The sequence below is a fragment of the Corynebacterium sp. UMB8791 genome (assembly GCF_054166365.1).
In genome coordinates, this window is sequence record NZ_JBSZCG010000125.1 from 90851 (window position 1) to 103994 (window position 13144).

At 56.1% G+C, this 13144-nt stretch carries 13 protein-coding genes; 3 read left to right on the forward strand and 10 right to left on the reverse strand.

Features of this window, described 5'->3' with window-relative positions:
* Positions 1-2: 2 nt before the first annotated feature.
* Positions 3-1487, reverse strand: a complete 1485-nt coding sequence (gene gndA, locus ACXIUA_RS07875) for an NADP-dependent phosphogluconate dehydrogenase (protein WP_457976513.1) — start codon at positions 1485-1487, stop codon at positions 3-5.
* Positions 1488-1523: 36 nt separating this feature from the next.
* Between gndA and ACXIUA_RS07880 the strand changes: the two genes are divergently transcribed.
* Complete coding sequence (locus ACXIUA_RS07880; protein WP_070362482.1) at positions 1524-1946, forward strand: PaaI family thioesterase; 423 nt, start codon at positions 1524-1526, stop codon at positions 1944-1946.
* Here the strand turns inward: ACXIUA_RS07880 and ACXIUA_RS07885 are convergent.
* A complete protein-coding gene (locus ACXIUA_RS07885; RefSeq protein ID WP_457976514.1) occupies positions 1943-3016 on the reverse strand; it encodes a magnesium and cobalt transport protein CorA in 1074 nt (357 codons plus the stop codon). The two genes, ACXIUA_RS07880 and ACXIUA_RS07885, sit on opposite strands and share 4 nt — an antisense overlap.
* A 142-nt stretch (positions 3017-3158) precedes the next feature.
* Positions 3159-4496: an NAD(P)/FAD-dependent oxidoreductase gene (locus tag ACXIUA_RS07890; RefSeq protein WP_256000175.1), complete on the reverse strand. Its 1338-nt coding sequence runs from the start codon at positions 4494-4496 to the stop codon at positions 3159-3161.
* Between the two features lie 201 nt (positions 4497-4697).
* Here ACXIUA_RS07890 and ACXIUA_RS07895 point away from each other — a divergent pair, with 201 nt between their 5' ends.
* Positions 4698-5960 carry a class I SAM-dependent methyltransferase gene (locus ACXIUA_RS07895; protein WP_457976515.1) on the forward strand — a complete coding sequence of 421 codons (1263 nt, stop codon included), beginning with the start codon at positions 4698-4700 and terminating at the stop codon, positions 5958-5960.
* A gap of 127 nt (positions 5961-6087) precedes the next feature.
* Here ACXIUA_RS07895 and ACXIUA_RS07900 read toward each other — a convergent pair whose 3' ends face one another.
* Both ACXIUA_RS07900 and ACXIUA_RS07905 read right to left on the reverse strand, forming a co-directional pair.
* Positions 6088-6798 (reverse strand): YceI family protein, encoded by a 711-nt coding sequence (locus ACXIUA_RS07900; RefSeq protein ID WP_457976516.1) that lies wholly within the window; start codon positions 6796-6798, stop codon positions 6088-6090.
* 6 nt (positions 6799-6804) lie between these two features.
* The gene (locus ACXIUA_RS07905) at positions 6805-7152 is read right to left on the reverse strand and encodes a hypothetical protein (RefSeq protein ID WP_071572633.1); all 348 of its coding nucleotides are present in this window, start codon (positions 7150-7152) and stop codon (positions 6805-6807) included.
* A 128-nt stretch (positions 7153-7280) separates the two neighbouring features.
* Between ACXIUA_RS07905 and ACXIUA_RS07910 the strand changes: the two genes are divergently transcribed.
* On the forward strand, positions 7281-7658 hold the full coding sequence (locus ACXIUA_RS07910; protein WP_070477143.1) for an RNA polymerase-binding protein RbpA: 378 nt from the start codon (positions 7281-7283) through the stop codon (positions 7656-7658).
* 76 nt (positions 7659-7734) lie between these two features.
* On the opposite strand, the gene ACXIUA_RS07915 is transcribed toward ACXIUA_RS07910, so the two are convergent.
* The 5 genes from ACXIUA_RS07915 to ACXIUA_RS07935 are packed head-to-tail and all read right to left on the reverse strand — an operon-like array spanning position 7735 to position 13119.
* Positions 7735-8607 (reverse strand): polyprenol monophosphomannose synthase, encoded by an 873-nt coding sequence (locus ACXIUA_RS07915; RefSeq protein ID WP_457976517.1) that lies wholly within the window; start codon positions 8605-8607, stop codon positions 7735-7737.
* Positions 8561-10189: an apolipoprotein N-acyltransferase gene (lnt, locus tag ACXIUA_RS07920; protein WP_457976518.1), complete on the reverse strand. Its 1629-nt coding sequence runs from the start codon at positions 10187-10189 to the stop codon at positions 8561-8563. The genes ACXIUA_RS07915 and lnt overlap by 47 nt, the downstream gene beginning before the upstream one ends.
* A complete protein-coding gene (locus tag ACXIUA_RS07925; RefSeq protein WP_070363522.1) occupies positions 10186-10725 on the reverse strand; it encodes an FxsA family protein in 540 nt (179 codons plus the stop codon). Before ACXIUA_RS07925 ends, lnt begins: the two co-directional genes overlap by 4 nt.
* A gap of 27 nt (positions 10726-10752) precedes the next feature.
* On the reverse strand, positions 10753-11967 hold the full coding sequence (locus ACXIUA_RS07930; protein ID WP_457976519.1) for a lipase family protein: 1215 nt from the start codon (positions 11965-11967) through the stop codon (positions 10753-10755).
* Positions 11968-11979: 12 nt separating this feature from the next.
* Positions 11980-13119 carry a M24 family metallopeptidase gene (locus tag ACXIUA_RS07935; protein ID WP_457976520.1) on the reverse strand — a complete coding sequence of 380 codons (1140 nt, stop codon included), beginning with the start codon at positions 13117-13119 and terminating at the stop codon, positions 11980-11982.
* Between the last annotated feature and the right edge of the window lie 25 nt (positions 13120-13144).

Here is a 13144-nt window from a genome sequence, read left to right on the forward strand (position 1 = left end):
GCTTAGTAACGAAGCTCCTTGCGGTCGCCAGACCACGCGATATGGAACGTGCCGTCCATATCGACGCGCTTGTAGGTGTGCGCACCGAAGAAATCACGCTGTCCCTGAATCAGCGCCGCAGGCAAGCGGTCTGCGCGCAAGGAATCGTAGTAGGAGAGCGAGGACGCGAATACCGGAACCGGAAGCCCGAGCTGCGTAGCCGTTATGACGACGCGACGCCACGCATCAATGACGCCGCCCTCCAGCTCATTGCGGAAGTAAGGGTCGAGCAACAGTGATGGCAGCTCTGGGTTTTTCTCATACGCCTCCGTGATGCGGTCGAGGAACTTCGCGCGGATAATGCAGCCACCACGCCAAATCTTCGCCAGCTCACCAGGCTTCAGACCCCAGTCGTACTCCTCGGAACCCGCAGCAATTTCATCAAAGCCTTGCGCGTACGCAACGAGCTTTGAGGCGTACAGAGCACGTCGGACATCCTCGACGAACTGCGCCTTGTCCAGACCAAGGTCAGCGAACGAAGCTTCTACGCCACTAGGGAGGTTGGCTTCCAAGGCCGCGGTGCGTTGCGCAGTAGAAGAAGAAAGCGCACGAGCAAACACTGCTTCGCCGATGCCAGTGACTGGGACGCCCAAGTCTAGGGCCTCCTTCACAGTCCAGCGACCCGTGCCCTTCTGGCCAGCCGCGTCCACAACGACGTCGACAAACGGTTTGCCTGTTTGCTCATCGACTTGCTTCAGTACCTCAGCGGTGATCTCGATCAGGTAGGAATCCAGGTCACCCTCATTCCACTCGGAGAAGATTTCAGCGATCTCCGCCGGCTCCAACCCAGCTGCGTAGCGAAGCAAATGGTATGCCTCGCCGATGACCTGCATGTCGGCGTACTCGATGCCGTTATGCACCATCTTGACGAAGTGTCCGGCACCATTTGGGCCAATGTGGGTCACGCACGGAACGCCGTCGATTTTCGCGGCAATATCCTCAAGCAGTGGGCCAAGCGCCTCCCATGACTCGACAGGACCACCAGGCATGATCGAAGGACCAAGCAGTGCACCTTCCTCGCCGCCAGAGATACCTGCGCCGACGAAGTGGCGCCCCTTTTCAGCGACTTCTTTCTCACGGCGGATCGTATCGGTGAACAACGAGTTACCGCCATCGATGATGATATCGCCCTCATCCATCGCTTCGACGAGCTGATTGATCACGGCATCCGTAGCCTTGCCAGCCTGGACCATGATGACAGCACGGCGTGGACGCTCCAGCGAGGCAACAAAGTCCTCAATCGTTTCAGATGGGATAAACGAGCCCTCATCCCCGTGCTCGGCCATTACGGCGCGAGTCTTCTCAGGGGACCGGTTGTAGATAGCAACCGTATGTCCGTTGCGGGCGAAATTACGTGCTAGGTTCGAACCCATCACCGCCATACCGACAACGCCGATCTGGGCGAGATGAGTCTGGGACTGATTCGTATCATGCTCGGTGGTAGTCATGCAGACAATACTACGCTGCTGAGAGGAAAGAACGGAATGAGTTTTCTATTCGAAAAAGTTGATCGCGAGCTCAACGAGGAAGAATTGCGGACCCTCAACGAATACAACAACGGTTACGCCAACACGATCGGCATGGTGATCACGGCGTGTAGCCCAGAGTGCGTAACTGCACATATAGACGTCGGACCCCAGCATCTTCAGCCTGCTGGGATCGTCAACGGGGGAGTCTATGCCGGTCTCGCAGAAACGGTAGGTTCCGTTGCAGCGATGGCGACAGCTGGCAGACCTGCTGTCGGCATGAACAACAACACCGACCTCCTACGAAGCGTCCGTGACGGGCGAATCGAAGCATCCGCGCGCCCAGTTCATGTCGGGCGGCGAACCCACCTCTGGCGCATCGAAATGCATCACGAAGGCAAGTTAGTGGCCCTGACCAATCTGAAGCTCCTCGTACCCTAAAGCCAGCGGTTCTTCCTGAACCACCAATACATCAGTGCCATGGTCAGGATCATGATGCCGAGCACCACCGGGTAGGAGTACTTCCAAGCCAATTCCGGCATGTTCTCGAAATTCATGCCATAGACACCGGCAATCATGGTCGGGGCCGCAGCCATACCAACTACTGCAGATATCGTACGCATATCGGAGTTCTGTTGCATCGAAACCTTCGCAACCGAGGCGTCAAGCAGAGAAGAAAGGCGTTCATCGAAGCCTGAGAGGTGGTCACTCACGATCGTCGCGTTGTCCTGCACGTCACGGAAGTAAGATCTGAGCGCTTTCCGCATCAGATCACGGTTGTTGGTCAAACCATTCTTTAACGCCGGTGCAAGTGGGTCGATCGCGTGGCGCATCTCCAAGATCTCACGTTTGTAGTTGTAAATCTTGTCAATGTTAATGTCTCGCCGAGGCGTAAACACTTCGTTTTCCAGCTCATCGACGTCGCGGCTCAGGTTGTCTGCGACCTTCAAATAGTTATCGACGATGTAGTCGGACACCACCCATGCGACGGCACTTGGGCCAAGCACCGCAAGCTCCTCCTCGCTCTCTAGTTTGCCAGTCAAATCAGGCAGTGGTGCGCCGTGCCGGATTGTGATCGCAAAGTTCGGACCGGTCACAATTTGGACTTCACCAGTGGAAATGATTTCACGGGCATCCGCAACCTCCTCATCGTCGCGGTAATACACCGAGCGCACGACCATGAACAGCTGCTCATCGTAGCGCTCAACCTTTGGCCTCTGGTGGGCATCGACTACGTCGTCAACGATCAGATCGTCAATGTCGAAAAACGACGAGATCTTCGTCATCTGCTCATCTGTCGGACCTTTCAACGAGACCCACACAAACGCGTTATCGTGCTCCCGCGCGACCTGCAGCGCCTGTGGAATCCGATAGTTGCCAGGGACGCGCTTGCCGTCGACAAATACTTTGCAAAAGTCGATCGAGCGTTCCAGAGGGACCTTCACCGGTATGCGCGATGGTTGAAGCGTGTTTTTCGACGACTTCCTCGACAACGGGATCCTTGGTGGCATAGTGGCCCCCTTTACTACCTGCGTCGCGCCAATCAAGGGCGAGGGATACAACAACGCTCGAGATACTACGCCCTTCGAGAACGGAACACGAACGCGCCTCTCCAACCTCATACAAAGGGGAGAGGCGCGTCAGCAGAGTCACCTAGTTCTCTGCGTTTTCGGAGCTCGCGTGGCGTTGGCCTGGTGTAGTCGGAAGGTTGTATCGCTTCGAGCTCAAAGCGTTGTAAACCCACGTCAACGCTGTAACAGTCCGGTTGCGCAATCCAGTAAGGAACGAGACGTGGACGTAGAGCCACATCAACCAACCCAAGAATCCAGCGATTTCGACCTTGCCCATCTTCACGACAGCGTTAAAGCGAGTGACGATAGCCATCGATCCCTTGTCAAAGTAAGAGAATGGCTCGCGCTGTTCCGGCGTAATCTCGTCTTCAACCTGTGCCTTCAAAATCTTTCCGACATATTCACCGGACTGGATTGCAACCTGAGCGACGCCTGGCAAGCGGTCGCGGCTCATCATGTCGCCCACGATGAATACATTCGACAGTTCGCCAACGGACAGGTCAGCGTTCACCGGCACCTTGCCGTTACGTTCAGCCTCTACACCAGCTTGCTCGGCGACCTGCTTGCCCAGCGGGGAAGCCTGGACACCAGCAGACCAAATCTTCGTTGGAGTGTAGACAGTGGTCTCTTCGTCGGTCTTGGTGTTCTTGTACGTGACGCTCTCAGCGTCGACGTTAGTCACAATGGCATTCAAGATGACAGTAACGCCTGCCTTCTCCAACTCGCGCTGCGCCTTCCGGCCAAGACGCTTTCCAAATGGTGGCAGAACCTGTGGCATGCCGTCGATAAGAAGGATCTTGGTCTGATCTGGTGAGAACGAGTACTGGCCTCCAGCAAATGCGCGGTGCGCCAACTCGGCGATCTGTCCAGCGAGCTCAACACCAGTTGGACCGGCGCCGACGAGCACAAAAGTGAGCAGCCGTTCGCGTTCTTCAGCGGAAGTAGCTAGCTCAGCTTTCTCGAAGGCATCAAGAATGCGCGCGCGCACCTCGAGCGCGTCATCGGCTGTTTTCAAACCAGGTGCGAACTCCGCAAAGTGATCGTTGCCGAAGTAGGACTGGCCTGCACCCGCTGCGAGGATCAATGAGTCGTAGGCATACTGTGACGACGCACCATCATCGGAAGCAGTGACGATCTGATTCGCGGTATCGATCTCGTCAACATTGCCGCGCACAACGCGAACGTTGTCCTGGCTTGCCAAAATCTGGCGAACCGAAGAGGCAATTTCGCCGACAGACAGAAGACCGGTCGCTACCTGATAGAGCAGAGGGGCGAAGATGAAGTGGTTTGTGCGGTTAATAATCGTAATGTCTACGTCTGCATCCGCGAGTGCATGAGCAGCGTTAATGCCACCAAACCCCGCACCTACGATCACGACGTGATGGCGGTTTCCAGCGGGGCGGTATGGTGTCTGAGTCATAAAAGTGTCGCTCCTTGGGAAAGCTGTTTGAATTTTCTTCCCTTTATAGTACGCCCATAATGTTAGAACGGTATGGTTTTGGAGATGAAGCGTCGAAAACTCCGCTGAAAGTTTGACCAAGTAAGGTGGGGAAGCGTGCCGATTCCTGAACCAGTACCAACGCATTTACACACTGTTGACGCCACAAAGTGGCCACGGCTAGTGCAGCCGTTGGATGGGTTTGCTCTGAAAACTCGCGCCAGGCTTGCCGAGGCCGAGTTTGCTCGAGCCTGTGACGCCGCGGGTGTAACGCTTTCTGGTGACGACGCTGACATTCTCGTGAACCATGAGCGGCTTTTTGAACGAATCGCGGCTGCTGGCTGGACAGGCCTGGCAGAGGGGTACATGGCAGGCGAGTGGTCAGTGACCTCATCGGATGTACTTGTTGAAGTCATTGCGAAGCTGCTGGGGCAGGGCTACGTACCCCGTCGTACATCGTGGAAGCCACGGCCGGAAACTGTTGGAGCGATGCTGCCGAGTTCTCTCGTACAGCACTTTTCGGGCGATCGTGTGAGTGCTTTCCAGGGTCATTTCGCTACAGGTGTCGCAACTACCGAGCGCAAACTGACCAAGTCCTACCCGGAGCAGCGTGCCAAACAGCGTGGCGCGAAGCGCCGCTATATCGATGTGACCACCTACGAAGCACCGCTCGATGCGGATCGAGCCGACTTGGGCGATATACAGGCGCGGAGCGCTCAGCAGTTGCTGGGCCTAGTCGGTGCAGGGCGCGGTACGAGAATGCTCGAGTATCCGAACTCGGGAGGTGCTGTGGCTCTGGCCGCGATAGGGCGCGGAGTGGTGGTTGATACTCTCGCAATTAGCCATGACAGTGCCGCTCATCTTCGGGAATACCTCATTCTTAATGGCGCTGCGAACGATGTGCGCGTTGCCGTGGGCAAACTTGGTGACGCCCAATGGGCCCAGCAGCATGGGCCGTATGATGCAATCGTTTCATTTAGTCAGCTTGAATCATGCCCGAAACGCGATAAAGTGCAGTACCTTCGCGCGATGGACCGCATGCTACTTCCAGGCGGGCGTATCGGTGTGCAATCGGTGATGGCACGTCGCGTGCAATCAAAAACCGTGAACCGAGCGTGTCGGAGTGCGCTTCAAGTGCTTGGTGCGTATGTATGGCCAGGTATGGAGTATCAATATGAAGTCGATTTTCTGAAGCTAGTTGAACAGCAAACGCATCTCCAAGCGATCAGTATTAGCCGTGCGCCGGAACATCTTCGGTTGTCGATTCGTTTGCAGCGTCAAATGTTTGAAGGGCGGCTCCGTGAAGCTGCGGCCGATGGCTATGACGAAGTATTTCGCCGACTATGGCTCTGGCAGTTTGCGGTTCGCGAAGCAGTTGCATCAGTAGGGGGCTTGGATCTGGCACAGGCGGTATTGGTACGGAAGCACCGGGGTGGGCGCCGATAAGAAGCAAGGGTCAAGTGCCTTAGTTGACATAATGTACATTATCGGACATTTCCACAACTTTGCATATAGATAGCGAGCCCGCCCAATAACGCAACGTGACGTAATTGGGCGGGTAATTCTGGACAGTCTACTTGGTCATATTGAGGCGAATATTCAGTAGCCCGCTCTCGGCAATCTTCGCTGCGACAAATTCAGGCGTCTCAACGCCGTAGTCAGCTCTATCAAACGGTACATCGCCCGCGACGATGAGATGGCTGCCAGACAGGGCTACGTCAAAAGGTGCTGTGACGCGATTCGTCTCGCCATGGATGGTCAAGTCTCCGACCACGTTCACGGTTCCAGCGGAACCGTCTGATGGAACCTTGGATAGATCAATCGGCTCGGTGATCGTGAAGCTTGACGTCGGGTATTGATCCGTGTGAAGAATCTTCCGGCGTACGTTGTTGTCTCGAACATCGCTGTCTGTAGTCAAATTCGTCATGTCGACTACGATTTCGCCAGATTGCAGTACACCCGACTCAATATGTACTTCGCCTTCAACGCCTGTCGTCGATCCTGAGGTTGTTTTTGCTTCACCAGGAAGAACTTCATCGAACGTGAACCCAACGGACGTCGAGTTGACGCCAGGACGCTTTTGGATTTTCCAAACGCCGTTGATGTCAGTGTCCGCCGGTTTAAGTCGGTCTGTATCAATTCCTTCTGTCTTGACTCCACCGCCACCAAACATGTTGAGCAGCAATGGGATCATCGCGATTAGGACCGCGAGCACCGCAATTCCCGCAACCATGACCATCAAGAGCTTCTTCTTGCGGTCGCTGGGAGCTTGCACTTCCTTCATGGGTACTTACCTCAACTTCTCAACTGTTCGCGCTAATTCAATTAATTCGTCACACATGTTACGTAATTCATCCGGGTTTGCACCTTCATCCACCGCTGTCCGGATATCTTCCGCTGTACAACGCAAAACGAAAAGGTTGTCGCGGAGCATCGACACAGTTTCCGGTTTAAGGATGGCTGCCCCTTCATCAATCGCAGTGCCGGCTACAAAGTTACGCTGTTCATACGCGCGCTGCTTACATGACTGGCTGCAATATTTTCGGCGGCGTCCTCTTCCCTGCTGACGAGCCATTTCTTTGCCACACCACTGACACGTAGGCGATTCGCTCTTCGCGTACACATCACTTTCTGGCATACGGGTCAGCCTAATACACACCTTGAACGGAATGCATGTCCGGTTCAATACTGCGGGAACAAAATCTAAAAGGTGAACGTTATAATAGGGCGACTGCATTTAAATGTGTTTAGAAGGGACAATTGAGTATGGCTGATCGTGTTCTTCGCGGAAGTCGAATGGGCGCTGTGAGCTACGAGACGGACCGAGACCATGATCTCGCGCCTCGGCAGCAAGCGCGATACCGCACTCCGAACGGCGAGATTTTCGAAGTGCCGTTCGCAGATGATGCAGAGATTCCAGAGGAATGGATGTGCAAGAACGGCCAGCTCGGCACCCTTATGGAAGGCGAAGGCGTCGAGTCGAAGCCGACGAAGCCACCCCGTACTCACTGGGATATGCTTCGCGAACGCCGTACTATCGAAGAGCTCGACGTGCTGCTTGAAGAGCGCCTTGAACAGCTGCGGAAACGTCGTCGCGCTGCTGCGCGCTTGGCGAAAGAACAAGCAGCAGAAAACAAGAAGTAAGAGCTAGTTATAGCCCGAAGGCGAGAGGCCACATATTCTGTAGCTTCTCGCCTTTCGTCTAACTGTCAACGCGAAGTTACTTACGCTTCGAAGCGATGAATTCCTTGGCAACCTCTACGACGTTGCCCGCGAGCTGAGGCAGGTCGTTCGCCTTGCTCAGCAGCTCGTTTGCTTTAGAGCGCTTGGCCTCGTAGCTGAGCATTCGGAATCCCTCTTTCGCCATCTCCCGTGCGGTGCCAAACTTTTCGGTGGCACCCCACTTGGTGACTTCCCAGAGAGAAGTTGTCGCGAAGCTTGCGTCTAGCTTAGATTCGCCCAACGTGCGGTCCTCGAATGTAATCGGTACTTCGCGAACGTCGAAACCGGCAAGCTCGGCCTTGTGTGCCATATCGACCTGGAAAATATAGCCCTTGTTGGACAACTCCTGGAGATCGATGGTCTCGAGGACTTCGCGTCGAAAAGCGCGGTAACCTGCGGTCATGTCGCGAACATCGCCACCCAGCGCAAGGGAAACATAGGCGTTTCCCAGCTTGGAAAGCAAGTAGCGCTGCTTCGGCCAATTTTTAACCTCCCCGCCGTCCACATACCGCGAACCGATTACGACGTCTGCGCCGCTTTCGATCTCCTCCAACAAGCGGTGAAGCTCCTCAGGTGCATGCGAGCCATCGGCGTCCATCTGGCAGATAACCTCATAGTCACGCTCGAGTCCCCAGTTGAAACCGTCGCGGTACGCGGCGAGTAGCCCTTCCTTGCCAGCACGGTGCAGGACGTGCAGGCGATCGTTCGTTTCTGCCAGTTCGTCTGCCTTCTGCCCCGTTCCGTCAGGAGAATTGTCGTCGACAATAAGGATGTCTACATCATCGTTTGCATCGAAAACCCGGCCAACAATGAGGGGAAGATTCTCAATCTCGTCGTACGTCGGGATGATCACTAATGTCGAATTCGCCACGGTGGCTGCTCCTTTTCCAGCAACGTTTCTCGCCGTTGTTCAAATGTTGTCTAGCATACTCCCTGGGTCGGCGGACTGCTGCACCGAGTATGAGCATGAACCCAAGCCAAACGAACGCAGCCTCGAGGTAGTCCCCAAAACGCACAGCAAATGTCCGCGTTGTATGTAGTGGCAGGCGTTCAATCAGGTGGTTAGCTTCAAATATAGAAGTTTCTTGGCTCACCGTTCCATCAGGGTGCACGATTGCTGACACACCTGAAGTAGCTGCAACAACTACTGCCCTATCCGTTTCAATGGCACGCAGCCTGCTCATCGCCAGCTGCTGATAGGTCATATCGCTAAACCCGAAAGTCGCGTTGTTCGTCGGTGTAGCGAGAATTTGCGCACCATTATTAATTGCCATCCGGTACGCCGGGTCTTCTGCCACTTCATAGCATGTGGCAACCCCAACAGGGATGCCTCCCATGTGGACGACACCTGGGCCATTGCCGGGCTTGAAATCGCTGGCGAGGTCCACGAGGTCCGTGATTTTCCGGAAGAAGTCGCGCATTGGCATGTACTCGCCAAACGGCTGCAAAAAGCGTTTATGATGCGTCTCGCCTGGCCCTGTTTCCGGGTCAAACACGACCATCGTGTTGCGCGCACCGACCTCGTCGCGAGTCAGCGTCCCCACCAGCACCGGTGCCTCTACTGCGCTCACAGCGCGTTCGATTGACGACGCCGCCAAAGGATCTTGAAACGGGTTCACGTCCGACGAGTTCTCCGGCCAAATAACGAGGTCAAGCTTTTCACCTTGTTTTTGGGCATCATTCGCTGCGCGAACAGTTTCATCGACGTGATTTTGTAACACGGCTCTGCGCTGAGCGTTGAAGTCAAGCCCGAGGCGCGGCACATTGCCTTGAATCGCTGCGACCAGTACGGAGTTGCCCTGTGCCGTCTGAGCCTCTGTCCCCTCGCCATCGAAACTCGGGCTGATAAGTCCTCCGAGCCCGATCGGGAGCGCGAAACCTAACGCAGCTACCCTGCGGGTTCTCCCACGCGTGATGAGAAACGTCACGAGGCTTACACCAGCGAGACAGGCGGCGAGAGAAACTAGCGCTGGACCACCAATTGAAGATAGCCACACCAGAGGCCCATTGACCTGCCCCCATGCCAGCCGGACCCAGGAAAATCCGCCGAATGGAAGCGACGAGCGGAGGAACTCCACCGCGATATACACAAATGGAAAAGCAAGGAACCCATACTGACAACGGGCAATGCGGACGCCAACCGCGCCAGTGATAAGCGCTGAGAGCGCCAGCGTGATAGCGAGCGCCACGTAGGGCATCGCGCCGACGAATGCTCCGATCCAGGGCAGGAGGATCAAGTAGCACGTGGCGGCATGGGCAAACCCGAGCAAGCAGCCAAATGCTGTACTTGGCGATGGCTTCACTGCTGTAGCAAAACGTTGCCACGGCATCAGAGCGAGGTAGAACGCACCAACGCCGAGTACTGCGAGGAACCAGTACCCGAACGGCTCATAGGAGAACGCAACCGCAACGCCGGAAAGTACCGCGAGGACAAGTCGGAGTGACGCATTCACGACCGTGGTCCCTCTTCCCCACCTTCTGATCGGCGTTTGTGCTCTTCGTAGAGCCAGTCTTCAATTTCATCCGTGTCAATGACGGGGTGCTCATCGTCGCTGGCCCCACGCTCAGGAGTTGGCCGCGTGAACGAGCCGTAGGAAGCGGAGTTTCGGGACATCGGCGTCGATTCGTACATCCTGATTCCAACATTTTCCACGCGTTGCCGCAGAGAGCGTGAAAGGTGGTTTCGGAGTATCGAGCGAGTAGGGCTGAAGACCAAGAAGAACCCCAGGATTGAAGAAACGAAGCCCGGGATAATGCAAAAAGCCCAGCCAACCATGAGAAGCGCAGAGTCGCCTGCTAGCTTCCCTACAGATGTTTTGCCACGTGCCGCCTTTGCGAGTTCGCCGCGGAGCGTGAGCGTCGCCAGTGCACCGCCTAGCACCATCAGCGCGAAGATTGCCAGCAAAGCCCAGCCAACGCCGATTGACTTCGCGACAAGGAAAAACGCCAGCGCTTCTACGAGGAAATACGTCAAAATGTAGATTGGCATGCCGACCATCTTAGCCGGACTACACGGTTACTTGCCTGAGGATTCTAGCTGGCTTAATAGCCACAGGACGTCCTTTCGGAGGTGCTGGAAGTATGGGGCGAAGTGATTGATGCCAGTTCTTCCCGGAAGCTTTGGAAGTTTACGCTTTTGAACCGGTCTACCCCACTTCTCCCCTAGTTCGGCGACCACTTGCCACGGGACGATGTCGTCGTGCTTACTGCCCCACAGTCTGAGTGGGATATCGAGTGGTGTACGAGTTCCTAATGCGTGATCGTCGAGCGCTGCGGCTGTTTTCGGAAGATCCTCGAGGAGCGTCGACATTGGGATACCTGCGGCCGTCCAGTGTACGGTGCTTGCCCAAGCATGGCGGAGGACCGCGCCCACTGCGCAGATGTTCGCGTCGAGGATGACAGCGGACATACCAACGGGGCTGAGGTGGGGCATCAGTTCTTCCGTGATCTCTGGGTCGGATGCTAGAAGGGCGGCGACTGCGTAAAGAATCATGATGGACGGAAGCGTCCCATCGATGCGGTCGAGCATCGCAAGTAGATCTGCAGGTGGTGCTCCGACGACTGCGGCGCGCAGATGTAGTTCTGGCGCGTACTCGGGTTGCTCTAACCATGAAGCTGCGGCGCCCCCGCCCTGAGAAAAACCCCAGAGACCAAGCTTTTCGACGCTGCAGCCTAGGCCTACGCTGGCGCGAACTGCATCGGCGAGTGCGTGGGCTGCTGCGCGGTGGAAGCAATAGAGCTGCACATTGTCTTCGGGATCTCGTGGATAGTCCGTCAACACGACATTCGCTCCCGCGGCGAGCAACATGTTGATCGCAGGCTGCTCGTAGGCAGCGATAAGGTCCAGTGGTTTACGTCGAAGTCGAAGTCCCACAGTGCAGGAGTAAGAAGGGTCACATGCCGGGGCAACGCCTTGGGTGGACGGGGCGAACGCGACGGTTGGACGCTGTCCATTGCCGTGCCAGGGACGCTTGCTGAGGAACACCGCGCCGGTAGCAGACATCACGCGTTCCCGCTCGTCGGTCGTGGTGTATTCAATTCTGAATGCGTTGGCACGATTGAGCCTGTACTGCAGCCCTATAGGACGAATCGGCGTTGCTTGCAGCAGTGTGCCAGGACGAGCGCCGACTGCCCAAGTTGCTTTGCCGTACTCCGCATCTGTGAGCGGATGTGAATGCGTGAGGTCAACGCTAAGCGGCAGCAGTGTGCGAAGAGTTAAGCCGAACTCCATGTACGTGCTTTCCTAGATCCTCGGAGTGTCTCGCGGGTGGGGCTGCAAGGTCTTTGGCCTGGTGTTCAGAGCGTGTGCACCGTCTGCCTGAAGATGCACTATGTCCTCGATACGCATTCCCCAGCTGTCTGGTTTGTAAATTCCTGGTTCGATGGAAAAGACCATTCCTTCATCTAGGACGAGATCATTGCCGGTGACCAGGAACGGCGGTTCGTGGCCAGCCAACCCAATGCCGTGCCCGATTCGGTGCGTAAACCACTCGCCGTATCCGTGCTCGGAGATAATGTTCCTCGCAACCGCGTCGAGCTCTTCTGCTCGCATTCCAGGCCGAGCGGCGTCGCAAGCTGCCTGTTGCGCTTGCAAAAGCACTTCGTAGGCATCGAGCTGCTCTTGGCTACCCGGTGCTCCTTCGACAAGATACGTTCGCGTGCAGTCGGAGTGGTAGCCGCTCGCGATCGTCCCTCCGATATCGACGACGACGATGTCCCCTGCTTCAATGATTCGATCGGAGAAGTCGTGATGAGGGTTTGCGCCGTTGGGGCCAGAACCAACGATGATGAAGTCTACTGCAGTGTGCTCCTCCAGGATCGCCGTGTGCAGTGCGTCGGCCACAGTGCGCTCGGTAATACCTGGGGTAAGTAGCGAGGGAACGAGGGCATGAACGCGGTCGATTGCTTCGGCGGCCTGAGCCAATTGCGCAATCTCGTCATCATCCTTGACCATAAACAGACTAGACAATGCGTCCTGCGCAAGACAGGTCTTGAATGGGTATCGCTGCAAAGCCAGCACGTGATCCGCGGTGAGCGTGCTGCCCAGGCCAACGATCGGAGGCGTTGCGCTGTCGGCAGGCGATGCGATGAGTTTATAAACTATTTCATAGGGGTCTTCGCCATCGCGCCACCCAATGGGGATGAGCGCCGGGTCGTCTGAGGGGAAGGAGCCAGCGTCGGTGCTGGGGAGGACAACGGTAGCGTTTCCTTCATCGGTGAGCACGATAGCGGAGAGCCTCTCGTGCGTATCGATTTGTGTACCGGTCAGGTATTCAAATTCCGGACCAGGGCCGATGATCACGGCGCGCAGGTGATTTGCCACAAGAAATTTGCAGGCTGCTGCGCGTCGACGTTCAAATGTATCGCTTCCGAAGAAAGTCATACGCCCATCGTAGGCGCACTAGTAC